The following is a 26,316-nucleotide window of genomic DNA, read 5'->3' on the forward strand; positions in this document are numbered from 1 at the left end:
GGAAACGTCACAAGGCTTTATTTTGCCGGCATGACACACTATATTGGAGGAGCTGGTGTTCGCATCAGCTATGGCGATAAATGGCGATCGTAATAAACCATTCGGACCCGGGGGCAGTACCCGGCACCTCCACCAAATGCTGCTTTTTTGGCATCAGGTGGTCAGTTAACCCCGCAAAGCAGCATCTGCTGGGGGTGAACCAGGATCGACGAGGGCGTAAAGGGTTTGCTTTTGCTCGGCATTGTACCGCCGTTATCGGGCTATTTTAGTAGTTGCAAACGACAACTATGCGGAAGCACGTCTGGCTGCGTAACGCAGTCTGATCGCTTCGATCTAAGTCCTAGGCCCTCGCAGGTCTAGGCGGGGTTCGGGGGCACCTGGCAACAGAAGCCCCCACTCAATCACAGGCAATTGTGGCGCTCACGTCGGCAATTATGACGTTGGCAGTAATGTGATCGCGATCACGAAACAACTCACCGGATCGTCATTTCCGCTTCACTGAAGTTAGCGATACAACAGTTTCAAAATCTCATTCGAGTTCCAACTGCAGACATTTACGAGGATTTCCCAAAATGCCGAAACGTTTCACCGCATCGACTTTCGCCACCGCCGTTACCGCGCTTGCTGCTGTTTCCATGACATCGACATCTTCATTGGCTGAAGACGCCACAGTCGTGGAACTGACCCAGACCGCCTGCCAGTTTGTTGAAGTGGAAGACCAGGACCACGGCTACACATCGACCAAGAAGGCTGACTGTGAAGCCATCAATGCCAAGACGGCAGATGAGCGTCTCAAGACCGCCAAGGTGATGACCCTGAAGCCGGGCAAGCATGTGTTTCGCGTGAAGAACAAAAACGTGCCGTATGGTCTGGGCTTTTACCTGCGCGGAGCCGGTGTCAGCCGCCTCACCCTGCCGAAGGTTTCCGGCGGCGGGCTGGAGCAAGGTGTTTCCAAGGATTACGCCATCAATCTGAAGCCGGGCACCTACTATTTCTCATGCCCGTTGAACACGACGCCTGACTACACCATCAAGGTCGAAGGTTAATGGTGTCGACAGACTGACCGCTTCCGGTATGTCAACGACATGCCCTGTCAGCCTCGCTCATGATCATGAGCGAGGCCTTTTTGTGTCTGGCAACCGCCCGGCACGCGATGTTCACAGGAAACCGTATTTTCAATGCTCTACCGATGGCCGAAACAACGCTAAAGCTGTAAGATGTGGACTGAAAAAAGAATCAGCGCGCAACAATTGGAAGAAGAACCGTGAGTGACGGAGACAGCATGCCGGAAGATTTGATGCGTTATGACGTTTTGGCCCAACATGCCCTGCGCTCAGTCGTCAAACTCGCTTTGCAGCGTGTTGTAAGGGACGGTTTGCCGGGCGAACATCATTTCTTCATTTCCTTCGACACCAACTATCCCGGCGCATCCGTCTCCAGTCGCATCAAGGCCAAGTATCCCAATGAAATGACGATTGTACTGCAACACCAGTTCTCCGGTCTCAATGTTTTTGACAAGTACTTTGAGGTGGAGTTGCAGTTTGACAATATTTCGGAACGGCTGGTCGTGCCGTTTGCGTCAATCAAGGGTTTCTTTGATCCCACGGTGCAGTTTGGCCTGCAATTCGAGCCAGGCGTGCTGGACGATGGTGAAGACGGTCAGACGACTGACGTTGACAGCGCAGGCAATGCGCAGGACACTGACGCCCCTGTGCCACACCCCGGCAGTGCCAATGATCAGGCGGGCGCGGCAAAAGCGTCGAACGATGATACAACGGTAGTTTCACTGGATGCGTTTCGCAAAAAATAGTTTCCGTATCTTCCCGGGCATTGCTGCCTTGAAGTCGCTGGGCGTCGCATTGGCGGGCACGATTGTACTGTTATCGCCAACCCAGGCACCGGCGCAGACCAAGGGATCGGTCAAGGATATCGAGAAACCGCCCGTCCCCGCCATCTCCAATGCCATTCCCGCACGACTCTACTTCGGCCATATGACGGGCCCGGCCCCGTTGAAACCGGAAGTGTTCGGGTCTTATGCCCGCGGATGTGTTGCAGGCGCCGAACAGATGCCGGCAGACGGACCCGCATGGCAGGTCATGCGGCCATCCAGGGATCGCGCCTGGGGACACCCGAAACTGATCAAGATGGTCAAGCGCCTTGCCGTCGAGGCCAAGGAACATGATGGCTGGAACGGATTGCTGGTCGGAGATTTGCAACAACCGCGCGGCGGACCCATGCTGTCCGGACACGCCTCGCACCAGGCCGGACTGGATGCCGACATCTGGCTGACGCCCATGCCGGACCGCACGCTTACGCGCAAGGAACGTGAAAACAAGTCAGCCGTCCTGATGACACTGGACCGCAAGCGCATCAACCCGAAACGCTGGACCGAAGCCCATGCGCGTCTGATCAAGCGAGCCGCATCCCACAAGCAGGTGGCCCGGATATTCGTGCACCCTCCGATCAAGAAAGCCCTGTGCGACTGGGCCGGGAAAAAGGGTAAGTGGCTGGCCAAGGTACGCCCTCTCAAAGGCCATAACTACCATTTTCATATCCGCATGAAATGCCCGTCCGGTTCTCCACAGTGTAAAAATCAGGCAGCCCCCCGTCCCAAGGACGGCACCGGGTGCGGCGGTGAACTGGCCTACTGGTTTTCGGACAAGCCATGGAAGAAGCGGGTATACAAAAAAGCGAAAAAACGCCCTACAATCGTCAATGGTGTGCCGATTCCGCGCAAAAAGCCGATTGCACGCAAAACCCTGGCCTGGCTGCCAAAGGCATGCCGCGCACTGGTCAAAATCCAGTAACCCGCACAATTGCACCGCCAGGTTGTACAACTTCCATTAACAAAAATTAAGAAAGCGCGAGACAAGTAGCTGATTCGCGGGTAATCTTTTTTGGGGTAAGCGAGAAAATCCGAAAACTTAGGAGCTCAAAAATGAAGAAATTCCTCCTCGCAGTCACATTGGCTACTTTTGCCGTTCTGGTTGCGATGACAGGTGCAAAGGCGGCACCGGTATCAACAGGCAACCTTGCACATTCCACGGGCGTACAATCAACAATTGAAGGCCTCACCCTGGTTCACAGAAGGAGCCGAAGGCACAATTGCCGTCGTCATGGTTGGTGTGGCGGCGGATTCACCATCGGCCCTGGCGGTATTTACATCGGCCCTGGCATTTACAACCACCACGGCTCATTTACCCGTTCCTGCCGCCGTGTGCGTCGCTTGTGCCGCCGCGAATGGGGTGGCGGTCGCAGATATCGCCGTTGCGTACGTCGTCGTGATTGCCGTCCATAGGATCTGGCATCTGAACTAACAGTTTGAAAACGCGGCAGGTTGCTCCTGCCGCGTTTTTATTAGGTACTGCAGATTGCAACATTTCTGTTGCACATGGCTGTCAGTAGGGATTGTATTCTCAAACAACAACCTGCTCTGAGGCAATCTGCAACCATGTCTCCTCTTTCCCTGTTCTCCCGGCCCGGTCGCTTCTGGCGTGGCAATCTCCACACTCACTCCACCTTGTCCGACGGCGCACTGGAACCGGCGCAGGTGATCGATGCATACCGCGATGCCGGTTATGACTTCATGTCGCTGACCGATCACTTCATAGGTCACTATGACTGGCCGGTGGCCGACACACGCGCGCTGCGCACCGATGACTTTACCACCATCATCGGCGCTGAACTGCATGCACCCGCCACGGCAGTCGGCGAACTCTGGCATATTCTGGCCAATGGCCTGCCGCTGGATTTCGCGCCCTGCGCAAATGATGAGGACGGCCCGGCGCTGGCAAGACGCGCCGCAAAGGCTGGAGCCTTCGTCACCATCGCCCATCCAGCCTGGTCACAACTTACAATGGAAGACGGCCGCGCCCTCAATGACAGCGCTGATGCGGTTGAAATATACAATCACGGGTGTGGAGTGGAAAATGATCGCGGTGACGGTTTCTATCTGCTCGACCAACTGCTCAACGAAGACCGGCGCCTGACCAGCATCGCAACCGATGATGCCCATTTCCGAGATCATGACCATGACGCTTTCGGCGGCTGGGTACATGTCAAGGCGGACAGTCTTGACGCGGATGCCCTGCTCGACGCGCTCAAAGCCGGATATTTCTATTCAAGCCAGGGACCGCAGTTCCATGCGATTGATCTAGACGGCACCGAACTTGCCATCGAATGCTCACCGGTCAACGCCATAACCATCAATGGCGGCACGTCGCGAACAGTCTCGCGCACCGGGCGTTCACTGACCCGCGTTACTCTCGACCTGGCAAATCTGGATAATGGCTGGCTCAAATGCCCGCCCTCCAAATGGGTGCGGGTGGTGATCCGCGATGAGGCCGGTAAATGCGCCTGGACCAACCCGATTTGGCTCGAGGACATTGGCCTGAGCTGACACCCGTGCTAAACGCTTGCTCCATCACCGAAAACGAATTTCCGACGGAGCATATCTAATATGGCAGACACCCGCACCGAGACCGACACTTTTGGTCCGATTGAAGTAGACAGCAGCCGCTACTGGGGCGCCCAGGCGCAGCGCTCCCTGGGTAATTTCAAGATCGGTTGGGAAAAGCAGCCCGTGCCCGTCGTACGGGCGCTGGGCATAGTCAAGCGCGCCTGCGCCGAAGCCAATATGAAACTCGGCCAACTGGACAAGAAACGCGGCAACGCGATCGTCAAGGCAGCCCAGGAGGTCATCGACGGCAAGCTGAACGAACATTTTCCACTGGTGGTCTGGCAGACCGGTTCCGGCACCCAGTCCAACATGAACGCCAACGAGGTGATCTCCAACCGCGCCATCGAAATGCTGGGCGGCACAATGGGATCAAAGGACCCCGTTCACCCCAATGACCACGTCAATATGAGCCAGTCGTCGAACGACACCTACCCCACGGCCATGCACGTTGCGTGCGCTGAACAGGTGGTGCGTGACCTGCTGCCGTCGCTGAAACACCTGCACAAGGCACTGGCGCGCAAGGCAAAGCAGTGGGAAAAGATCATCAAGATCGGCCGCACGCACACTCAGGACGCAACTCCGATCACTCTCGGCCAGGAGTTTTCCGGTTATGCCAAGCAGGTTGAAAACGGCATGGCGCGGATTGAGCAGACACTGCCCGCACTCATGGAGCTTGCCCAGGGCGGAACCGCGGTTGGAACAGGACTTAACGCCCCCAAGGGCTTTGACAGGATGGTCGCTGCAAACATTGCCGGCATCACCAGGCTCAAGTTCAAGACGGCGCCGAACAAGTTCGAAGCCCTTGCCGCCCATGACGCGATGGTCATGGCGCATGGCGCCATCAACACCGTCGCTGCGTCCCTGTTCAAGATTGCCAACGACATACGCTTTCTCGGCTCCGGCCCGCGCTCCGGCCTGGGTGAACTGGCATTGCCGGAAAACGAACCGGGGTCTTCGATCATGCCGGGCAAGGTCAACCCGACCCAGTGCGAAGCCCTGACGCAGGTTTGCGTGCAGGTGTTCGGTAACAATGCAACGCTGACATTTGCCGGATCGCAAGGCCATTTCGAACTCAATGTGTTCAATCCGGTGATGGCCTACAATTTCCTGCAGTCCGTCCGGCTGTTGTCCGACGCATCCGTTTCGTTCACGGACAACTGTGTTGCAGGCATCACACCGCGCAAGGACAACATCAAGGCCGGCCTCAACCGGTCACTGATGCTGGTCACCGCGCTGGCGCCAAAATACGGCTACGATCTTGCTGCGAAAATCGCCAAGACCGCCCACAAGAACGGCACGACCCTGCGTGAAGAAGCCATTGCCGCCGGTATCGAGGCGGCGGATTTCGACAGCATCGTCAAGCCGGAAGACATGATCGGTCCGAAATAGCACTGCCATGGCAAAAGTCACCAATCTGAACCAGTTCCGAAAAGCGAAAGCTCGCGCAGACAAGACCAGGCTGGCCGAGGAGAACCGGGTCCGGTTTGGGCGGACCAAGGCGGACAAACAGCTCAACACGACGCGCAAGAACAAGGAGCACACTCATCTGGACGGACACAAGCTCGACAAAGATGATGAGTGAAACGCCCCAGGGACCTGTAAAGCGATCGGTGACCATCGCCGGCCATCGCACCAGCCTGTCACTTGAGCCGGAATTCTGGGATGCCCTCAACACGCTGGCGACAGCGCGTGACATGCCGCTGGCCGGACTGGTTGCCGTGATTGACGAAGCGCGTGGCCGCACCAATCTGTCCAGCGCACTCAGGGTGGCGGTACTCAAGGCGACGCGGACCGGCGAGATTTGACAGCCGGTTCAGGGGGTCGTCTAATCGTCGCCGTCATGGCACATCCACAAATCACCCTTGCCACAGCGACGATCCACAATCCGGATGAACCCCGCCACTTCATGCGGATCAAACCGGTACACTCACGCGTTCACATTCGCCTTGGCGATACAGTCCTTGCGGACAGTTGCAACGCGATCAGGTTGCTCGAGGTCGGCACGGACTTCTACGATCCAATGATCTATCTGCCGCCGCAGGACATCGCGGTAACGCTGGCGCCGGTTGCAGGCCGCACCAGCCGTTGCCCGCTCAAGGGCGAGGCGTCCTATTGGAGTTTTGCCGGCTGGACGCCGAAAGACGCCAAAGACTACCTGGCCTGGTCATATGCCGAACCATTTGGGTTCGCCCGTGACCTTGCCGGGCTGATCGCTTTCAATCCTGCACATGTCGCCATAGAGGAAATGCCCGGCTAACCGGTCTTCATACTGCAATCCATACGCCAGATCGCCACGTTGCCAAAGCCCTTGAGGTCGACTGACCCGGCGCGTTCAAACTTGTGATCCTTGTGCAGCACCACCTTGATATCGCCCGTCGTAACCACACATCCCGGCGTTCCGATATGTTCAAGCCTTGCGGCAAGGTTTACCGCGGCACCCCACACATCATAGGAGTATTTGGACTTGCCGACGACGCCGGCCATTATCGGGCCCGAAGCCATGCCGATCCGCATCTGCAGATCCACGCCATGACGCTCGCCTACGTCACCGACAACGTGCAGCATCATCTTGGCGAACCGCGCCATGGCATCTTCAGGCTGGTATACAGGCGACGGCACGCCAGCCACCGCCATATAGGCGTCACCGATGGTCTTGATTTTCTCGACACCGTGTTCGGCAGCAAGGGCATCAAATTGCCGGAACATATCATCCAGCAACGCCACTACCCGCACAGCCCCGAGCCGGTTGGACATTTCCACAAACCCGACAATGTCTGAAAACAGCACCACCACATGCTCGTGCGCCTCGGCAATGGTCTCGCCGTCATTGGCCATGAGGCGCTCGGCGATGGCATCCGGCATCATGGATTTCATCAATTCCTGGAGTCGTGCCTGCGCCTGCCGGGTGAGGTAGAAAGCATAGTAGATCACCACGAAGGTGATCGCCATGATCGACACAATAGCCGATGCGAAGGTCTGTTGCATGAAGGCTGCGTCATCGTGAATACCGGGTGCAGGTTGTGGCCACAAAACCCAGCTTCCGATAATCAGTGCAGCGCCCCCGGCACTGATCAATGCGACCAGCTTCAACCGCTCCAGCCCGAGGATGGCGAAGGCCACAGCCGCCGTCCCGATAAGGTTCAGCGCGACACCGGAATCACGGCCCAGCAGACTTGTGAACCAGGTCAGCGACACAAAAAACACCGCTGTCAGCCACAACGCAGCTGAAATGCGGCCAATCCGGTGAAATGCCGGTGTCATCGCCGTACAGACCGCCGACACCAGGTTGCCAATGACCAGCGGCATCAGCGAGTGCATTTCATGCATGGCATAGGTCGCTGCAAACCCCAAAGACGACAGCGTTGCAAGATACCCGGTCACATTGGCCACTATCAGCCCGAGCTTGTCCTGCCCGTACCAACCGTCAGTACCAAGCGTCACCAGCCGCTCAATCCAGGAGCCCTTGTACTTTGCCCTGATGTCGTTATTCATTGGCTGAGCCTTGAAAACAGCGGTTGGTTGTCAGGATAAGTGTCTGTATGTGCAGGACGATAGCCGCAAATTGACCGATGGGGAACAACCCTTACTTGTGTTCTTCCACATTGGCTTCAATCAGTGCCTTGTTGTAGGCCGCCAGTGCCTCGACCTGGTCCACCCATCCAAGCAGCACGCCGCCTTCGCGCTTATCCAGTACGGCAAGGCGCGTATAACCGCCTTCATCAAACGTCCTGAGGGCCATTTCAAGTGTGTCGGACGGGATCAGGCGTGGCCGGTCAAACAGTTCCGGCGGGTCGGCCATCTCTGCCGGCGTGAGTTTCGTGGTGAATTCCCGCACTGTCCACGTGCGCACAATCCGCAAATGCGAGCCTTCCCTCAGGAACACGCCGCGCTGCGACAATTGCCAGTCAAAGAAACTCTTGCCGAGCAGCCCCTGCATGATCATCGACGCGATGGATACCGACAACAGCAGTGCGATGGTCAACTCGTAGCCGCCGGTCAGTTCAAACACGATAAGCGCTGTAGAAATCGGCGCACCCAGTATGGCGCCCGCAACCGCGCCCATGCCGAGTAATGCATAAACACCGTAGTTGGACGCATATTCAGGCACGGCACTGCCCGCGATAATACCAAAGGCTCCGCCGGCCATGGCGCCAATATACAAGGATGGTGAAAACACCCCGCCGCCGAACCTGCTGGCCAGGGAAATGGCAGTTGCGACCGTCTTGGCAACAAGCAGTATCAGCAGCCAGCCAAGGCCGTAACTTTCCTTGATCGCCAGGTTGGTTGCTTCGTAGCCTACACCCAAAATCTGGGGCACTGTGAGCGCCATCATGCCCACGGCCAGTCCACCAAGAGCCGGGCGCAACCACAAAGGCATGGTAAAGCGCCGGGCACTCCAGTCCGCCGTCATGACGGTCAGCTGAAAACACACAGCCACCAGCCCGCACACGACACCGAGCAGTGCAAATGCCGGAAACTCCCAATACGAGGCAATCTGTTGCTCGGCCAATATGAATGCCGGAAAATCTCCCAGCCATATTCGGGTGATCAGAGTGGCCACAACGGCCGCCAGCACTGTCGGTACAAAGGCCGACAGGGCAAAGTGTCCGAGGATCACTTCATGGGCAAACAACACGCCTGCAATCGGTGCGTTGAAGCTTGCCGATACAGCCGCAGCCGCACCCGATGCCAGCAGAACCCGGCGCGCGGCGGGCGACAAGCTGAATTTCCGGTCGAGGAAAGCCGCAATTGCCGCGCCGAGATGTACCGCCGGGCCTTCCCGGCCCACGCTTGCGCCGGACCCGATAGAGATCGCGGACGCAACCGCCGAAACCAGCCCGGCGCGCAGTGAAATGTCGGCCCGGTGCAGCGCACCTGCCTCGATCACGTCGGAAATGCCGTGCGCACGGCGTTCCTTGATGAACTTCCAGATAATCAGACCGACGACCAGCCCGCCCAGTGTCGGGCCGGCAACAACCACCCACGGTGCGCGAAAACTGGCAAGGGTGCCGACTACGTTTTCGTTGGAATTGCCGAGCCACAGCCATTGCACGTAGCCGATACCCAGTCTGAACCCCAAAATGGCAAAAGCGCCAACCACGCCGATGGTCAGCGCAAGCGCCCACACAAGCGGATGACGCGCCGCCCAGAAGGCACGCAATTGTGGCAGGGTGAGTTCACCCAGCGTTGCAAATAACCTGTCCCGCAGTTCGCCCATCGGCGAGCCCCACGTTTTATGTTTCAGCCCCAATCGCAAAAGACTTCAACATGTTAGCTTGGGTCGATGCAAGCCTTAGGTCATACTACTTCCTGATGATCCCGATTTTGTGACCCACTTGTGGTGGAACAGATAGTCCGTCGTGGGCTTCCTGCATGGCGGCTATCCGGCTCAGGATATCCTCGGGAAACGGGGCTGACTTCTTCGCTTTCATGTCCACGTGCATGCAAATGGCTTCCATGGTGGCTGATAACCAGCCCTCATCGGCGTGAAACATCTCCTGCACATAGTGCATCCGTTTCGCATCGTAATCGAGCATCTGCAGCGTTACCTTGACCTTATGTTCGGCATGAAGTTCACGGATATAGGTCGTGTGGGCCTCAAGCGTGAAGAACGACGCTCCTGATTTCAGGTACTCCGGGCCGAGGCCGACCAGTTCGAATGCTTCATCGCATGTGCGATCGAACAGGACCCCGTAATATGCCATGTTGAAGTGGCCATTGTAGTCGATCCAGTCGTCCTCGACTGTCTTGATGCTGCCAACAAAGGGCCGTCCATAATCCGTCATTATGTTATTTGCTCCAAATGCTCGGGATTGTGACCGTAAAAATAGTGCGCAATTGCCAAGACCCGGTATAGTGCATGCGGCAGGATACGGGGAGTCCCAAAACCGGGCTTCGAAATCAGGATGGGAATGATCATGTCTGTTCAATCCATGGAGCGCCGCAACTCGGTGTCACAGGCTATTGCCGAGATCACCGAAATTCTGGGAGACAGGGTGTCGACAGCGCAGGCCGTTCGCGACCAGCACGGCAAGGACACGACCTGGAATCCCGGACATGCACCCGACGCCGTCGCATTCATCAACAACACCGAAGAAGTGCAGAAGGTGGTGCAGATATGTTCAAAGTACCATGTGCCGGTCATCCCCTACGGAACCGGTACATCACTGGAAGGCCACATCACCTGTCCGTATGGCGGAATTTCCATAGACATGAACAACATGGACCAGGTTCTTGAAGTAAACCCGCAGGATTTTGACGTGCGTGTGCAACCCGGTGTTACCCGCAAGCAGCTCAATGAATATATTCGCGACCAGGGCCTGTTTTTCCCGATTGACCCCGGCGCCGATGCATCCCTCGGCGGCATGACCGCCACCCGCGCGTCAGGCACCAATGCCGTGCGCTACGGCACCATGCGCGACAATGTGCTGTCACTGACCGCCGTCATGGCAGATGGCGAGATTGTGCGAACCGCGCGGCGTGCCAAGAAATCATCTGCCGGATATGACCTGACCCGCCTCATGGTCGGATCCGAAGGTACGCTCGGCGTCATCACGGAAATCTGCCTGAAGCTGCATGGTATTCCGGAATCAATTGCCGCCGGTGTGTGCCCGTTCCCATCGATCGAGGCTGCCTGCAATACCGCCATAACCTGCATTCAGATGGGAGTTCCCATAGCGCGTGTGGAATTGATCGACGCTGAAAACCTGAAAGCGTTTAACGCTTATTCCAATCTTGGCCTCAAGGAAGTGCCCACCTTGTTTGTGGAGTTCCACGGCACCGAGGCAGGCGCGCGCGAGCAGGTCGAGACATTTGCTTCCATTGCGGACGAGTTTGGTGGCGGACCGTTCGACTGGGCCACCAATGAAGAAGACCGGCTCAAGCTGTGGCAGGCACGTCACGACGGTTATTGGGCGATCAAGTCCATGATGCCTGGCAAGGAATCCCTGGGCACCGATGTGTGCGTGCCGATTTCAAGATTGGCGGAATGCGTGGAAGAAACCCGTGTGGATCTGGACAAACACGGTTTGTACGGCCCCATACTCGGCCATGTCGGAGACGGGAATTTTCATGTAGTGCTGTTTTGCGACCGTAATGACGCTGCTGAAGTCAAGGCCACCGAGGAGTTCCTTTACCGGCTGGCCATGCGCGCCGTTGCCATGGACGGAACCTGCACCGGTGAACACGGTATTGGGTCAGGCAAGCGGAAGTTTCTGGAAGCAGAACACGGGACGGGCGTTGCCGTCATGCGCTCCATCAAACAGGCGCTCGATCCGAAGAACATAATGAACCCGGGCAAGATATTGCCATAGGGACAAGACGTTGTTGAAATTTGTTGACCAATTTTTTCTGTGGGCCGGTAGCTACTCGTGAATATTGTGAGATCACCGCTTCTGATTTTAGGCATCCTGATCATCCTTGTGGCGGGCGCCCTTGGTGTTGGCCCGTTGCTGGTGAACTGGAACAGCTACAAGGCGGATTTCCAGCGACAGACAAGCCTCCTGATTGGCAGGCAGGTCTCCATTGACGGGCCGGTCACGGTCAGATTGTTTCCCTGGCCACGCCTGACCGCAGCCAATGTCCGGGTCGCCAATCCGCCAGGCTCCATGCTGACAGATATGCTGCAGATCGAAAAAGTGGACGCGGAGATTGCGGCTGCCCCACTGCTGTCCGGACAATTTTCCCTGCGCAAACTGACGCTGGTTCGCCCGGTGGCGTCTTTCGAGCGGCTGGCTGCCGGAGGCGTTAGCTGGCAATTGCGCCCGACCCACTCCATTGTGGGTCTTCCCGGTGCCGACCAGGTTGCCGTTGCCGGTATCGACATAATTGACGGGCGGATATTTTTCGGGGACGGCAGGCGTGGCGGGTTGTCGGAAATGACCAGTGTCCAGGGACGGCTCAAGGCTCCTGCGCTGGATGGGCCCTGGCGCGCTGACATAACCGCCACCCAGGCCGGTTCGCCCCTGGCACTGACAATTTCGACCAGCAAGTACCGAAGAGGCAAACCTCTGAAAGTGTCGGCAGCGATTTCGCCGCGCGGCGACGCGGGTTTCATGTGGGCATTCGACGGTGAAACACTGCGCGACGACGGCAAGGTCACCGGCCGCATAACCGTACAGCCTGCCCGCCAGCCCAATGGCAAGGCAAACCCCCTGAACGCCAACCTGCAGGTACGGGTGTCCGGCGATGTCACTGCCGATTTCGACATGGTGAAGCTCGACAATATAGAGGTAGTGCCGGCGAACGACCTTACCGGACGAAACCTCATGACCGGCGAAGCATCGGTGAAACTTGGTTCCAGTTTTATCGTGACAACAAAGCTTGAGGCAGCGGCGATCAACCTGGACCAACTGGTCGGCAACAATGTGTTTGCCGAACTTGGCAGCGGTGACCAGCTCTATGCAGTGTCCAACCTGCTGGAGGCGCTGCCATCGAATACTCAGATTTTGTTCGATGCCGGCATCACCAGCCTGATCACGGGAGGTGAAACGCTTTCAAAGGCACGCCTCAGCGGTGACATTTCACCGAAAGCCATGCGCATCAAGGAGGCATCCGCCAGTTTGCCGGGGCAGACCCGGGCCCGCTTTGCCGGTGTTATATTACCGGTTGATAATGAGGGGCTGCCGCAACTTGCCGGTGAACTTGAGGTGCAATCGAGGTCGCTGCGCGAATTTGTGATGTGGGTTGCTCCGGACATGGCAGACGCAACCAAGCAAGTCTGGTCCGGCGCCCGTGGCCGCGCCAAGCTGCGCACCCTGCTGGGATGGACACCTGTTGCACTTCGCCTGACAGGTACCAAGGCCAGCCTGGATGATGCCAGCGCCACCGGATCATTCAGCCTTTACCAGGGTGATAATCCGTCATTGAGCATTCGGCTGCTGGCAGACTCGATAAATGTCGACCGCTACGCGCCTCGCGGTTTTTCAACCAGTGCCATCGAGGAAGGAACGGTAGCCGGACTGACCGATCTGGCGGCAAATGCGCTGGCATTTGGCGATGCCCACATCACCATCCAGACCGACAGCCTTGTGTTGCGGGGTGTTGAGGCACAGGACATCGCCATTGATGTCGATATGTCAGAAGGTGCCGTGGAGCTGCGGACCATTGAAATCGGTGGCATTGGTGATGCACGCCTGGATATTGCCGGCGTGCTGAATTTTCCGGAGGAAGGTATAACCGGGTCTGTTTCGGGTGATTTCAAGGCAACCGACCCGCGCCCGTTCCTGCGCCTGATCGGGATGATGGATGCAGATCTCGCAGCCACACCATGGGCTCGGCGCCTCGGCCCGGTCGACCTCAGGGTGTTGAGCGAGGTCAGCACAGGCAGCACCGTAAACAAATTCACCGTTGCGGCAAATGGCAAAGCCGCCGGTGCCGAAATTGCTCTCACCGGTGGATTTGACGGCAAGTTCGCAAACTGGCGCGAAGGTGACACCCAGATCACCGGCTCTGCCACGGGAACCACCAGCGCAGGCCTGCTGGCGCTTGCCGGACTTAATCCTCTTGCCGGCGGCAACGAACCCGCCAAATTGAAAATGGCCTTTGCCGGAAAGCCTTCATCCGCTCTCACCGGCACATCGGAACTGTCGCTTCTGTCCAGCACGGTTGGGTTCGAAGGTGGTATTACCGTCAGCCCGAAAGGCGGCATCAGCGCGGCTGGCGCCATAAACCTGAAGGCTGACGACATAAGTCCGCTGGCATCGGCAGTCGGGCTTGCCGTACCTGCATGGCCGGTGGAGATAGATCGCAGGTTTGCCGCGAAAGCTGATGCGGTGATTTCGCCGGGGAACGTGAAGCTGTCAAATCTGAATGCCACCATGCCGCTCAACACAATCGCCGGCGAGGCGACCGTGACCGGCACCATCAAGGCGCCGCTCATCGACGGTAAATTGACTGTCCAGACCCTCGATCTTGGCTGGCTCGCATCCAGCATGGTCATGCCGGCCGACGGCAAACCGGTTCGTTCAGCCAGTACCTTTGATGCGACCCGCCTGGCCTGGCTCAACCGCTCGCTTACGATAGCGGCACAGCGGGTTGCTCTCCTTCCGGGCCTCGCATTGAGCAGCGCCCGCACCGATATCAAGCGTGCGAACAAGGAAGCTGTGAATTTCAGCATTACCGGAAACGCCAGCTCCGAGCGCCGGTTCACAATGTTCCTGGCGGCACAGAGCGCCGGCCCCCTGCTCAAATTGTCGGGCAAACTTGATGCCACGCTGGCTCTGACGGACCTGTTGCAAACCGTGGACGGACAGGGTGCGATCAACGGGAATATCGGTCTGCAACTGGATTTCAACGGCGAGGGTCGCTCACCCGGTGGCCTCGTCAGCCAGTTGACGGGAACCGGCCGTGCCGTACCGACATCACTGACATTGCCAAGGTTCAATCTGCCCGGCGTGACCCGGCGCCTTGCGGCAATTGAGGATGTGAACACAATTGACGAGGCCATCAACTCAGCGCTTTCGCAGGGCGCAGTGAATGTGAATGCCGAACCGGCCGACGTGTCCTTGCAGAACGGCAGTTTAAGAACCGCCTCCATCCCGCTCAGCAATGAGTTTGCCGGTGGCACCATGCGCCTGTCCGCGGATTTCAGCACGCAGAGCGCACGTGCGGATGTTTCGCTCAAACCGAACAGCGGCAACGACGAGGTGCCCGGCATTGCCATGCGTCTCAGAGGTCATCCGCAGTCACTGAGCCGCACTTACGACACTTCTGCGTTGAAGTCCTGGGTCGTGGTCAGTGTCTTGCAGAAGGGCATGGAGCGGCTTGAAGAACTGCAGCGCGAGGAATTGCGCCTGATCGAGGAAGAACGCAAATATCGTGAAGAACAAGCGGCCCGCGAAGCAGAGCGCGAACGCAAGCTCCGCGAGGCAAGGGAGACCGCCGCCCGCCGTGCCCGGCAGGAGGAAGAGCGTGTCAATGCCGACGAAGGCACAGACAGCCGCGCAACCACGATCGAACAGCAGCGCCTGCAAGACCTGATCGAAAAAAGCATACCGCTTGAAATTCCCGATGCAGCGATCATCGAGCCGCAAAACTCAGGACTGCTGTCTATCCAGCCAGCCCAGCCGTCAAATCCGAACTAGAGCCTTCTGCCTCAGATAGTTTTGTGAACGTGCTCCAGCCACGGGTGCTCCTGAGCACTGGCCCTTCTGCAGTTGAAGTAAACCGCGCGGGAAATCTCCGGCACCTTTTGCACCACATGCAAGCGGCCACCGGCAACATGGGGTTCACTCATCCGCCACGGCAGGTAGGCGGAACCGCCTTTGCGCAACAGGTAATCCAGCGCCCAGGCACTTGAACCGAACGCGATGCGGGCCGTGTTGTCGGTTGGCCAGGCAAGCGAATGCTGACGCCGGAAATCCGCTCCAAGGTCGACAAAAATGTAATTCTCGTCCCACTCCATTGCCGATCGGGGCGCGCTGGATACCTGCACCAGCCGGTCCTGTGTCAGCTCGCAACACGTAATGTCGTCACCTGTAACAGGCGCAAGGGTAATGGCAGCATCGACCAGCCCACTATTGAGCCATCGGCCAGAATCACCGTGCTCGCCCGGCCAGGCTTCAAATGCAATATCCGCCTGCTCTGACTGCGCCAGGTCGATCCAGCGCTCCCCGAGCCCTGCCCACAGATCATCATGAACGGCCAGCGAAACCATACCCGAGTAGCCACTTGGCAACCCGACAGCCTTACGCCCCTGCTCCCAGGTCCGCACCATGAGTTCCGCGTGGCGCTGGAACGCAAAGCCAGCCTTGGTCAATTGCGCGCCCTTTCGGGAGCGCACCAGCAGCGCTTGCCCCAGTTCACTGTCCAAAGCGTCAAGCCTGGCCGTAACTGTCGATTGGGTTACGTTCACGATGTCAGCAGCCTTGTTCAGATTGCCGGTCTGGACAACAGCCAGGAAAGTTTTCAGGGCCATGAGGTTCATTGATTTAAAATCGAAAAAATCGAATTATATGTCAAATTAAATTTGTTTTACGGCATCTTTCATGTCCTGCATCATGATGCAAACCTCAGCCGGAGCCGCCCGATGGATTTCTCAATTCAGCTTTCATCCTACTATCCCGACAAGACATACGGCGGTGACCGGGTCTACGCCGACATGCTCGAACAGGCAGTACAGGCAGACCGCACGGGCTTCGACGCGGTATCACTCACAGAACACCACCTGATCAATATACTGATGCAACCTGCACCCTTGCAGTTTGCCGTCAAGATTGCCGATCACACGCAGCAGATCAGGATTCTCACATCGGTTGTCGTGCTGCCTCTGCACGACATGCGGATTTATGCCGGCGAGGTGATCTGCGCCGACATTTTCACCAATGGCCGCCTCATGCTCGGCGTCGGCCGCGGTGCCTTCGGTTTTGAAATGGACCGACTTGGCGTGCCGCTCGACAGTTCCCGGGAAAAGTTCGACGAATCCCTCAATGTCCTGCAGGCCTTGCTGAGCGAAGAAGAGGTCTCCTGGGACGGCAAGTATTACAAGTTTGATCCGATCACCATCATGCCGAGGCCGGTGCGCACACCGCAGATCATGATGGCTGTCATGGTGCCGCCGGGCATTCATGCCTGCACCAAACGCGGTTTCCACATCCAGACGACACCGCTTTCCGGCAGTCATCAGATGATGCTGGATCAGGTAGCCGCTCATAAAACCGCCAAGGCCGAGATGGGCGACGACGGCGAACACCTCACGCTGTCGCTGTCGCGCGTCGGCTTTATTTGCAAATCTCCTGCGGACCGCCAGGCGAAAATCGAGCAGGCCAACGACTATTACAGCCGCTTCGACAATGTCTTCACCGGTCCCGGCATTGTCGAGAACGGCATGATCAAGCCATTGCCGCGCAAACAGACTGTCGACGAGCTGGCCGACAGCCTGCTGATCTGCACGCCGCAGGAAATGATCGACAAGCTGGCACCTTATGCCGATGCAGGGGTCGACCGGGTTATCCTCAATGTAAATTTCGGTGCGTCGCAGTCCGAAACGCTGGACTGTATCCAGCAGTTTGCCGAAGATGTCATGCCGCACTTTACAGACCGCACCACGCTGGCCGCAGAATAGGAAATGTCATATGCCGATTATCCGCGTTGAAATGTTCAAGGGCCGCTCGCGCGAGCAGAAGCGTGAACTTGTCGAAGCGCTCACCGATGCCATGGTCAACACCACCGGGGCCAGCCGGGACGCGGTCTGGGTTGTGCTGTCGGACGTTGAAAAGGAAGACTGGGGATTTGGCGGCAAGCTCGGTGTCGACAAATACCCCGGTTAGGGCCGGGACCCTGACAAAATGACCACGGCAATTGACTGCGATTACACCATCGAGGGCGCCGGACCGCCGCTGTTTCTGATTCACGGCATCGGCGCTGCGCGCGACGCATGGCGTTTCATGGTACCGGCATTGCAAGAGCACTTCACCGTCATCAGTTATGACTTGCGCGGCCACGGCACATCCCCCCTGCCCGGCGGAGAGTTCGGCCTCGATGAACTGGTAGCCGATCTGGAACGGCTGCGCCGGCGTACCGGCATTGAAACAGCCCATTTCGCCGGACACTCGCTGGGCGGGCAGGTCGGGCCCGCCTATGCCATGGCCTTCCCCGAACGGGTGCTGTCGCTCGGCATTCTGTCCACCGCCGCCTTCCGTACACAAGACGACAGCGCCAAGGTCTGGGGTGTTGTAAGGGCGATGGAGGAAAAGGGTATCGCGCAGGTGCTCGAGACGCTGACAGCCCGTTGGTTCACCGATGAATTCATCGCCAATAATCCGGACCTGGTCGAGCGCCGCCTGAAACAGGTTATCGACACTGACCCGGATGTGTTCATGAATGTGTTCCGCATCTATGCCGGAACCGAAATGGCGCCCTGGCTGCACGGGGTAACAGCCCCCTCCCTCGTCCTGACCGGCGAGAATGACGGCGGCTGCAACCCGCGTCTCAACCGGCTGATTGATGCAGCATTGCCGGACTCCGAACTGGTCATCCTGCCCCACTACAAACACTCGATCCTGGTCGAGGCGGCAGACGAGGTGGCGGCGAACCTGATCCGCTTCATGCTCTGACCTGCAGGTAAATCCCGATTGCAATCCATCCACAGATGGTCTTGACTGCCCGGGTCGCACTGCAACCAGCCGCAACGTTCGGTTGCAGAATGGATGGTCGCTATCGAAGTGATCGAGACAAGGGGCACAACCATCTTGTCCGTCAACAAAGCAAGGGAGAATTACATGCTGAAAAAATCACTCAAACTCGGCGTTGCCACCGGTATCGCACTGGCAACCGCCGTCACGGCAGCAGCTGCAGCGCAATGCAGCAACGATACCTGGAAGAAAGTCATGTCCGCCGGCAAGCTGGTGGTAGGCGTCAAGGCCGATTACAAGCCATGGGGTTTCCGTGATCCGTCCGGCAAGCTGATCGGCATGGAAGCCGACATGGCCCAGGATGTCGCCGATGCCATGGGTGTTGAACTCGAAATGGTGCCGGTACAGTCGTCCAACCGCATGCAGTTTCTCGAGCAGGGCAAGATCGATCTGATGATCGCCACCATGTCGGACCGCGAAGACCGCCGCAAGATTGTCGGCATTGTGGGACCCAACTACTACACCTCCGGGACCAATGTGATGTCGCCCAAAGCCGTTGGCATCAAGAACTGGGCAGACCTGAAGGACAAGCCGGTATGCGGCAAGCAGGGCGCGTTCTACAACAAGATCGTCACCGAGCGTTATGGCGCCAAGGTCGTGGCGTTCACCGGCAACGCCGAAGCCAAGCAGGCCCTGCGTGACAAGAAGTGCATTGCCTGGGTCTATGACGATTCCTCCATCATGTCCGACCTGTCGTCGGGTGAGTACAACGACTTCGAAATGCCGCTGAACTCAGAAGACGACAACCCATGGGGCCTGGCTGTGCCTCTGGCTGAAAAGAACTGCGTATTCGGCAACTTCATGTCCGGCATGCAGTACAACTGGCTGTCGTCCGGCCGGCTGATTGAGCTTGAAAAGAAGTGGGGCATCCAGCCGACCAAGTTCCTTGCCGACAAGAAGGAACAGTACAAGGACTGGCTCGCCAAGTAGCACGGCTGATCCGATACCGCATTCCCCGGGAGCATTCATTGCGAGTGCTCCCGGAAACTTAATCGAATGAGGGGTTTGAGGGGCTATGCTGGAAGCTTTCCAGGAGTTCTTTCGCGAATTGGCGCAGACCAATCCGAAATGGAATTTCATCTACCTGTATGATCCGGTGCAGACCGAACGGGTGCTCACCGGCCTGTGGATGACCGTCAAGCTGTCGGTTATCTGCGTTGCGCTGTCGGTGGTGATCGGAGTTGTCGGCGCCTGGCTGCAGGGGTCACCGATCAAATGGCTGCGCATGGTCGTGCAGGGCTACATCCAGTTTTTCCGCAACACGCCGCCTCTGGTGCAGTTGTTGTTTTTCTATTTCGCGCTCGGTCAGTTTACCCCCACCTACTCTCCGGACGGCTGGCTGGAAGTGCCGATCATCTCCAACGTCGGCTGGGCCATTCTGTCGCTGTCGTTCTTCGCCGGCGCCTTCAATGTCGAGATTTTCCGCTCCGGCATCGAGGCGGTACCGGATTCGACCAAGGAAGCAGCCGACGCACTCGGCATGAACAGGCTGCAGATCTACCGGTACGTAGTGCTGCCGCTGGCGTTCCGGGTGTCGCTGCCGTCTCTCAACAACAACCTCGTCAACCTGGTCAAAACCACGACCCAGGCCATCGTAATCGCCGTGCCTGAACTGCTGTACCAGCTGGTCAGCATCTACAATGATTATTCCACCGCACAGAACGCCTGCATGGTGCTGATGTTCATCGTCTATATCGTGCTGGTCGGCATCCTGGTCATGGGCATGAACAAATGGGAACGCAATATGCGTATTCCCGGATACGGGCAGAGCTGATCATGGCCATGCTCAAACCCATCCCCGGCATCAATTCGACGGCTGCCACCGATATGGCCGTGCTGAAACCTGTGACGGTAGCCACCCCCGGTAGCGCCAGCGATATCAACTTCTCACGCTTCATTGCCGACCTGCCCTGGTGGCTGCTGCCGGCGCTGGCCGCCATCTTCATGATGTGGCCGCTGGCTGCCTACGCGCAGTCAACCTACACCCTGGCGGACGCCACATCGGCCCTGGTCAAGTGGCTGCCCTTCCTGGTGTTCCAGGGCTTTGTGTTCAACATCCTGATATCAATCACCACCATGGCGCTGGGCACGCTGGCCGGCGTGGTGCTCGGACTGATGCAGATATCGCCGAACCGGCTGATTTCGAAACCGGCATGGCTGATCACCCAGACATTCCGCAACTCACCCTGGCTGGTGTTGCTGTTCATCGTCATGCTGGCATTTCCGTTCAAGGTCGAGATCGGCAGCCTGACCATTCAGATACCGGACTGGATAAAGGCGGTGTTCGGCCTGTCGCTGCCGATCATGGCCAACATTTCCGAAGTGGTGCGTGGCGCCATCGCGTCTGTCCCGTCGGGCCAGTGGGAAGCGGCTGAATCACTCGCCTACTCCCGGCAGCAGACCGTCTGGCGCATTATCCTGCCGCAGTGCTTCAAGCGCATGATCCCGCCATGGATGAACTGGTATGCCATATTGACCATGGCAACGCCGCTGGTGTCGCTGCTCGGCGTGGAAGAAATCGTCACCCTGTCGCGCCAGGCCATGGCGGCCGAAAACGGCCGGCCGGAACTGCTGGTGCCGTTTTACGGCTTCTGCCTGGTGATCTTCTTTGCCTATTGCTATCCGATTGCGCGCTGGACCATCGCGCTCGAGAGAAAATACACGGTGAAACTGTGAGGACCATGAACCATGTCTGAAACCGAATGGACACCGGACCAGCCGATCGTCTCGATCAGGGATGTGCACAAGTCGTTCGGCGACCTTGAGGTGCTGAAAGGCGTCAGCCTGGATGTGATGAAGGGTGAGGTGATCTGCATTATTGGACCGTCCGGATCCGGCAAGTCGACGCTGATCCGGTGCATCAATGCATTGAACGACATCCAGGCAGGTTCCATTCAGGTTGAAGGCCAGGAGGTCAATGCCCCCGGTCTGAACAAGCTGGAACTGCGCAAGAAAGTCGGCATGGTGTTCCAGCAGTACAACCTGTTCCCGCACAAGACGGCGCTCGAAAATGTCATGATGGCGCCGTTGCTGGTTTTGAAACAGCCCGAAGAAGAAGTTGAAAAACGTGCCCGTGCGCTGGTCAAGAAGGTGCGCCTGGAGGGCAAGGAAAACAATTATCCCGGCGAACTGTCAGGCGGCCAGCAACAGCGTGTCGCCATCGCCCGTTCGCTGGCCATGAACCCTGACGTGATGCTGTTTGACGAAGTCACCGCCGCCCTTGACCCGGAAACGGTCAAAGAGGTGCTGGTGACCATCAAGGACCTGGCGGCCGAGGGCATGACCTGCATCCTGGTCACCCACGAAATGGGTTTTGCCCGCGAGATCGCCGACCATATCTATTTCACCGACCGCGGTGTCATCGTCGAGCACGGGCCGCCCAAGACATTTTTCAAAAGCGCCAAGGACCCGCGCACGCGCGAGTTCCTCAGCCAGATCCTGTAGTCCCGCCAGACCGCCCTGCCAATTCGGACTTGCGTTTCACTTTGCGTTTCCATATACTTTGCATTGTAAAGTAAATTGGATTCCCTGATGAAAGACATCGATCGCGCCCTTGCGGATATTTCGGATATGCGCAACCAGCTCGCCGCCGGCACCATGTTTCGCGGGTTCGGTCCCGCCGTCATGGCATTGAGCGGAGCCCTTGCAGCGCTGACCGCGTTCTCCCAGATGCTGTGGCCTGAGCTGCTTGCAGCAGATCTTACAAGCTACGTCGTGACCTGGCTCGTCACCGCAGCGCTTGCGGCCTGCCTGATCTCTGCCGAAGTCTATGCACGCTCCCATCGTCATCATGGCGGGCTGGCCGACGCCATCGTGCTGAACGCCTTCGAGCAATTCCTGCCGGCAGGCTTTGCCGGCCTGGCTGCAACCCTGGTCATCTGGAAATTTGCGCCTGAAGCTTTGTGGACCCTGCCCGGTCTATGGCAGGTGTTTCTGGCGCTCGGCATTTTTGCCGGCGCACGCTCCCTGCCCCGCACCGTTCGCTGGATCGGCGGCTGGTATTTCGTCTCCGGTTTCACTGTCCTGATGCTGGCCAGTTCCTCGTCCGCCCTGTCGCCCTGGCTGATGGGTGTACCCTTTACACTCGGCCAACTGGCGCTCGCAGGCGTCCTGCATTTTGCCTATGGAGAATACCATGCCGACACAAAGTAATGCGCCGTTTTCCTATGACGGGCTCGACCGGGTGATCCATGAGAAGGCGCGGTTGAGTGTCATGACGTCGCTGATCTCGCATCCGAAAGGCCTTGCCTTCAATGAACTGAAGAAGCTATGCGGCCTGACAGACGGCAACCTGTCACGCCATGTGCAGGTACTGGCCGAGGCCGGTCTCGTAGCTGTCCACAAGGGCTATGAAGGCAACCGCCCGCACACTTCCTGCGCGCTGACCCCTGCCGGTCGCGAACGCTTCCTGGACTACCTCAACGTCCTCGAACAGGTCGTGCGCAACGCCAGTTCGGCCGTTGACGAAACCTCTCCCGTCTCACCCGGTGCAGGCAAACTGAAGCCCGCCTGACTTCAATCCCCATCCGTCAAAAAAATTTAACAAGGAACTTTACAATGCAAAGTAATCTGCATAACAAAACAACACCTGCTCCCTTGCATGTCGGCATCATCATGGACGGTAACGGCCGCTGGGGCGAGCAGCGCGGCCTCAGCCGGACCGATGGCCATCATGCCGGCGTCGATGCGGTGCGCCGTGTCATGATGGCAGCCCCCGGCCTCAACATCGACACCCTGACCATGTTCGCGTTCTCGTCGGACAACTGGAAGCGGCCGAAACCGGAAGTCGACGGCATGATGCAACTCATCGAGCACTATATGACAATGGAAGCGCAGCCGTTTGCCGACGCAGGTGTCAGGCTGACAGTCATCGGACGCCGTGACCGGCTGCCCGCGACAACTGTGGCTGCCATCGAGAGGATCGAGGCGATCACGGCCGGCGGCACCATGCTCAATGCCCGCCTTGCCATCGACTTCTCCGGCCGTCATGCCCTGCTGGAAGCGGCAGCCAGGGCATTCTGGAACGGCCCGCTTACCGCCGACACCCTGTCGCAGTCTCTGGCCACCGGCTCTGGATATCGCGACATCGACCTGCTGATCCGCACCAGCGGCGAGCAACGGCTGTCGGATTTCCTGCTCTGGGAATGCGCTTATGCCGAACTCTGGTTCACCAGGACACTATGGCCAGACTTCACTGGCGAAGAACTGACAGACGCAGTTGACGCTTTCAGAAACCGCAACCGCCGGTTTGGCGGTCTGCCCGGCGCCATGCCCGCAGTTGGCGCGCCGCAGATGCAGCTTACGACCTGACCCGTATATTCTCCGGATCATACCGGCACGGGTCACAGACCCTTGCCGGGACCGGTTCACCGACCACCTCCACCTGGAGGTTTTGCCCGGAGCTGACGCAGCACGGATCGACAAACCCCATGGCCAGATTCCTGCTGACCCGGTGACCCCAGGCCGCAGACGTTACCGTACCTGCCACCTTGCCGTCGCACAGGATACTGTCACCCGGATGGGCTGCCGCATGATCAGCATCCAGTTCGAGGGACACAAACACCCGTCGCGGCCCCTCTCCGCTCATGCCTTCCAGGGCCTGTTTGCCGACGAACTGCTTGTCCATCTTCACAAACCGCTCAAGGCCGGATTCCACCGGGTTGAACTCGGTGATCAGGTCCGCCTTCCAGTGCCGGTAACCCTTCTCGATGCGCATGGAGTCAACCGCGTGCAGACCGAAGTGTACCAGCCCGAACGGCTCTCCGGCCGCCGTCAGTGCGGCGTAACAATCTACAAGACCTTCATTCGGCACGTGTAACTCCCACGCCAGTTCGCCGGAAAAGCTTACAGCCATGGCAACGATCCGGTGCCCGGCAACCGTAAGTTCCTTTACACTCAACCAGCCGAATGCATCCTTTGACCAGTCAGTGTCGGCAAACGCCGCCTGCAACAGGCCGCGTGCCTCAGGCCCCGCCACAACCAGAATGGAGTGCGTGTCCACAAGGCCTGTGATGGTGATCGAGCCGTCACCGGGCAGATGCTCGATCAGCCAGTCCATGTCGTGCAGTTCAGCCGCCGCCGCCGAGCCGTACCAGACACGATCCGGGCCCAGGTTGGCCAGAGTTGCTTCGCCTTTTACATTGCCGTCATCATTGAGGAAGTAGGTCAGCCCCACCCTCCCCGGCTTGCGCGGCACCCGTGAGCACATGATGGTGTCCAGCCATTCATGCACGCCTTCACCGTTGATTTCATAACGGTTGAAACCCGATACCTCCATGATGCCGACACGGTCGCGGACCGCCTCGACTTCCCTGGCAACCACGTCGAACGTGTTGTTGAAACGGAACGAATGGACCTCTTCGAAGTCCGGCGACGGCTTGAAATACAAGGCCCGCTCCCAGCCGTTCACCACCCCGAACTCGGCGCCTGCCTGTTTGAGCGTGTCGTACAACGGCGTCGTCCGGGCCGGGCGTCCGGCAGGCCGGTGTTCATGCGGCATGTGGAACCGGAACTCGTTCTGGTAATCCTCGATCGACTTCAGCGCTGTATAGTCAATATCGGCATACTTTGCGAAACGGCGCGGGTCGAGGCACCAGGTGTCATAACACGCCTCGCCATGCACGATCTGTTGCGCCAGCAGCCAGCCATGGCCGCCGCCTTCGCCAAGCCCCGCCCTCAATCCGGTGATACACCAGGCATTGCGCTTGCCCGGCACATGCCCGACCAGCGGCAGGCCATCAGGGGTGTAGGTGATCGGGCCATTGATGATGGTGTGAATGCCCACCTCGGTGAGGCACGGCATCCGCTCAAACACGTTCTCCAGCACCGGCAACACCCGGTCCGGATCATCCGGGCAAAGCGCGTTGGTGAAATCAGGATCGATGCCGTCCAGCCCCCAGGTCCGGCAATCCTGCTCATAGAACCCCACCAGCAGGCCGTTCTTCTCCTGCCGGGAGTAGAAATCATCTGTCGGGCAGCGGATCAGCGGCACCCTGAAGTCCAGCGCCTCAATGTCGGCAATCGGCTCGGTCAGAAAATACTGGTGCTCCATGGAGGCGACCGGATGCACGACATCCATCATGGCGCCCAGTTCATTGCAGCGGTACCCGCCTGCATTCACAACATGCTCACAGGTTATGTCGCCCTGCGCCGTGTGCACGACCCATTCATGATTTGCCGCCTGCGTCAGGCCGGTTACCGGCGTATGGCGATAGACCTCAGCACCTGCATTGCGGGCCCGGCGCGACAGTGCCTGGCACAATTGCGCCGGATCAATATCGCCATCCATCGGATCCCAAAGCGCACCGGCCAGGTTGTCTGTCGTGATCAGCGGGTGGCGTTTGCGGCATTCCTCGGCATCGATGATCTCGAACTCAACGCCCATGCCCCTGGCCATCGACCGGAAATGTGCATACCCGTCGAGATGGTCCTGTGTTGCGGCCAGCCTGAGCCCGCCGGTGCCATGATGATAGTTGATCGGGTATTCAGGATCTTCCGCCAATTCCTTGTAAAGATTGATGGAATGGGTTTTCAGGCCGACCATGGTCTGCACCGCGCCGAAATTCGTCACCTGCGCAGCCGAATGCCATGTCGTACCTGACGTCAGCTCATCGCGCTCGAGCAGAACGACATCACTCCAGCCTTCCTGCGTCAGGTGATACAGCGTCGAACAACCGGCGATGCCGCCGCCGATAACGACGACCCGTGCGTGAGATTTCATACTGG

The 26,316-nt window shown here is 58.3% G+C and carries 25 protein-coding genes and 1 other RNA gene; 21 read left to right on the top strand and 5 right to left on the bottom strand.

Going from position 1 to position 26,316, the window contains the following annotated elements; genetic code table 11:
* The first annotated feature begins 12 nt into the window (after positions 1–12).
* The 9 genes from ssrA (at position 13) to DHN55_RS10725 (ending at position 6,716) form a co-directional block, all read left to right on the top strand.
* Positions 13–398, top strand: a transfer-messenger RNA (tmRNA) gene (ssrA, locus tag DHN55_RS10680).
* A 174-nt stretch (positions 399–572) separates the two neighbouring features.
* Positions 573–1,046 carry a hypothetical protein gene (locus DHN55_RS10685; protein WP_108881263.1) on the top strand — a complete coding sequence of 158 codons (474 nt, stop codon included), beginning with the start codon at positions 573–575 and terminating at the stop codon, positions 1,044–1,046.
* Between the two features lie 218 nt (positions 1,047–1,264).
* Positions 1,265–1,810, top strand: a complete 546-nt coding sequence (locus DHN55_RS10690) for an SspB family protein (RefSeq protein ID WP_337660153.1) — start codon at positions 1,265–1,267, stop codon at positions 1,808–1,810.
* The gene (gene mepA / locus DHN55_RS10695; protein WP_108881265.1) at positions 1,791–2,807 is read left to right on the top strand and encodes a penicillin-insensitive murein endopeptidase; all 1,017 of its coding nucleotides are present in this window, start codon (positions 1,791–1,793) and stop codon (positions 2,805–2,807) included. Before DHN55_RS10690 ends, mepA begins: the two co-directional genes overlap by 20 nt.
* A gap of 644 nt (positions 2,808–3,451) precedes the next feature.
* Entirely contained in the window at positions 3,452–4,399 is a 948-nt protein-coding gene (locus DHN55_RS10705) for a CehA/McbA family metallohydrolase (protein WP_108881267.1), read from the top strand.
* 60 nt (positions 4,400–4,459) lie between these two features.
* Positions 4,460–5,848, top strand: a complete 1,389-nt coding sequence (gene fumC, locus DHN55_RS10710; protein WP_108881268.1) for a class II fumarate hydratase — start codon at positions 4,460–4,462, stop codon at positions 5,846–5,848.
* A gap of 7 nt (positions 5,849–5,855) precedes the next feature.
* Positions 5,856–6,041, top strand: coding sequence for a DUF4169 family protein (locus tag DHN55_RS10715; protein ID WP_108881269.1), 186 nt, complete (start codon positions 5,856–5,858; stop codon positions 6,039–6,041).
* The gene (locus DHN55_RS10720) at positions 6,031–6,264 is read left to right on the top strand and encodes a ribbon-helix-helix domain-containing protein (RefSeq protein WP_337660154.1); all 234 of its coding nucleotides are present in this window, start codon (positions 6,031–6,033) and stop codon (positions 6,262–6,264) included. Before DHN55_RS10715 ends, DHN55_RS10720 begins: the two co-directional genes overlap by 11 nt.
* A gap of 35 nt (positions 6,265–6,299) precedes the next feature.
* A complete protein-coding gene (locus tag DHN55_RS10725; RefSeq protein ID WP_108881271.1) occupies positions 6,300–6,716 on the top strand; it encodes a DUF427 domain-containing protein in 417 nt (138 codons plus the stop codon).
* Here the strand turns inward: DHN55_RS10725 and DHN55_RS10730 are convergent.
* The 3 genes from DHN55_RS10730 to DHN55_RS10740 form a co-directional block, all read right to left on the bottom strand.
* A complete protein-coding gene (locus DHN55_RS10730; protein WP_108881272.1) occupies positions 6,713–7,951 on the bottom strand; it encodes an adenylate/guanylate cyclase domain-containing protein in 1,239 nt (412 codons plus the stop codon). The genes DHN55_RS10725 and DHN55_RS10730 overlap by 4 nt on opposite strands.
* Before the next feature lie 91 nt (positions 7,952–8,042).
* Positions 8,043–9,677, bottom strand: coding sequence for a chloride channel protein (locus DHN55_RS10735; protein WP_108881273.1), 1,635 nt, complete (start codon positions 9,675–9,677; stop codon positions 8,043–8,045).
* Positions 9,678–9,762: 85 nt separating this feature from the next.
* On the bottom strand, positions 9,763–10,245 hold the full coding sequence (locus DHN55_RS10740; protein WP_108881274.1) for a thioesterase family protein: 483 nt from the start codon (positions 10,243–10,245) through the stop codon (positions 9,763–9,765).
* A 132-nt stretch (positions 10,246–10,377) separates the two neighbouring features.
* Here DHN55_RS10740 and DHN55_RS10745 point away from each other — a divergent pair, with 132 nt between their 5' ends.
* Positions 10,378–11,772, top strand: a complete 1,395-nt coding sequence (locus DHN55_RS10745; RefSeq protein ID WP_443111093.1) for an FAD-binding oxidoreductase — start codon at positions 10,378–10,380, stop codon at positions 11,770–11,772.
* Positions 11,773–11,829: 57 nt separating this feature from the next.
* Positions 11,830–15,543 carry an AsmA family protein gene (locus DHN55_RS10750; RefSeq protein ID WP_108881276.1) on the top strand — a complete coding sequence of 1,238 codons (3,714 nt, stop codon included), beginning with the start codon at positions 11,830–11,832 and terminating at the stop codon, positions 15,541–15,543.
* Between the two features lie 11 nt (positions 15,544–15,554).
* Here the strand turns inward: DHN55_RS10750 and DHN55_RS10755 are convergent, their stop codons facing one another.
* Positions 15,555–16,376, bottom strand: a complete 822-nt coding sequence (locus tag DHN55_RS10755) for a LysR family transcriptional regulator (protein ID WP_337660156.1) — start codon at positions 16,374–16,376, stop codon at positions 15,555–15,557.
* Positions 16,377–16,487: 111 nt separating this feature from the next.
* Between DHN55_RS10755 and DHN55_RS10760 the strand changes: the two genes are divergently transcribed.
* From DHN55_RS10760 to uppS, 10 genes are all read left to right on the top strand, one after another.
* Complete coding sequence (locus DHN55_RS10760; protein WP_108881821.1) at positions 16,488–17,522, top strand: LLM class flavin-dependent oxidoreductase; 1,035 nt, start codon at positions 16,488–16,490, stop codon at positions 17,520–17,522.
* A gap of 10 nt (positions 17,523–17,532) precedes the next feature.
* Positions 17,533–17,727, top strand: a complete 195-nt coding sequence (locus tag DHN55_RS10765) for a 2-hydroxymuconate tautomerase (RefSeq protein WP_108881278.1) — start codon at positions 17,533–17,535, stop codon at positions 17,725–17,727.
* An 18-nt stretch (positions 17,728–17,745) separates the two neighbouring features.
* On the top strand, positions 17,746–18,513 hold the full coding sequence (locus tag DHN55_RS10770; RefSeq protein WP_108881279.1) for an alpha/beta fold hydrolase: 768 nt from the start codon (positions 17,746–17,748) through the stop codon (positions 18,511–18,513).
* 165 nt (positions 18,514–18,678) lie between these two features.
* On the top strand, positions 18,679–19,521 hold the full coding sequence (locus DHN55_RS10775) for a transporter substrate-binding domain-containing protein (protein WP_337660157.1): 843 nt from the start codon (positions 18,679–18,681) through the stop codon (positions 19,519–19,521).
* Between the two features lie 85 nt (positions 19,522–19,606).
* Positions 19,607–20,365 carry an ABC transporter permease subunit gene (locus DHN55_RS10780; RefSeq protein ID WP_108881281.1) on the top strand — a complete coding sequence of 253 codons (759 nt, stop codon included), beginning with the start codon at positions 19,607–19,609 and terminating at the stop codon, positions 20,363–20,365.
* 2 nt (positions 20,366–20,367) lie between these two features.
* Positions 20,368–21,267 carry an amino acid ABC transporter permease gene (locus tag DHN55_RS10785; protein WP_337660158.1) on the top strand — a complete coding sequence of 300 codons (900 nt, stop codon included), beginning with the start codon at positions 20,368–20,370 and terminating at the stop codon, positions 21,265–21,267.
* A gap of 12 nt (positions 21,268–21,279) precedes the next feature.
* Positions 21,280–22,035: an ATP-binding cassette domain-containing protein gene (locus tag DHN55_RS10790; protein ID WP_108881282.1), complete on the top strand. Its 756-nt coding sequence runs from the start codon at positions 21,280–21,282 to the stop codon at positions 22,033–22,035.
* Positions 22,036–22,122: 87 nt separating this feature from the next.
* Positions 22,123–22,743, top strand: a complete 621-nt coding sequence (locus tag DHN55_RS10795; RefSeq protein ID WP_108881283.1) for a hypothetical protein — start codon at positions 22,123–22,125, stop codon at positions 22,741–22,743.
* The gene (locus DHN55_RS10800) at positions 22,727–23,104 is read left to right on the top strand and encodes a transcriptional regulator (RefSeq protein ID WP_108881284.1); all 378 of its coding nucleotides are present in this window, start codon (positions 22,727–22,729) and stop codon (positions 23,102–23,104) included. Before DHN55_RS10795 ends, DHN55_RS10800 begins: the two co-directional genes overlap by 17 nt.
* 44 nt (positions 23,105–23,148) lie before the next feature.
* Positions 23,149–23,901: a polyprenyl diphosphate synthase gene (uppS, locus tag DHN55_RS10805; RefSeq protein WP_108881285.1), complete on the top strand. Its 753-nt coding sequence runs from the start codon at positions 23,149–23,151 to the stop codon at positions 23,899–23,901.
* On the opposite strand, the gene DHN55_RS10810 is transcribed toward uppS, so the two are convergent.
* Positions 23,891–26,311 carry an FAD-dependent oxidoreductase gene (locus tag DHN55_RS10810; RefSeq protein ID WP_108881286.1) on the bottom strand — a complete coding sequence of 807 codons (2,421 nt, stop codon included), beginning with the start codon at positions 26,309–26,311 and terminating at the stop codon, positions 23,891–23,893. The genes uppS and DHN55_RS10810 overlap by 11 nt on opposite strands.
* Positions 26,312–26,316: the final 5 nt, after the last annotated feature.

The sequence above is a fragment of the Anderseniella sp. Alg231-50 genome, assembly GCF_900149695.1.
Classification (GTDB): domain Bacteria; phylum Pseudomonadota; class Alphaproteobacteria; order Rhizobiales; family Aestuariivirgaceae; genus Anderseniella.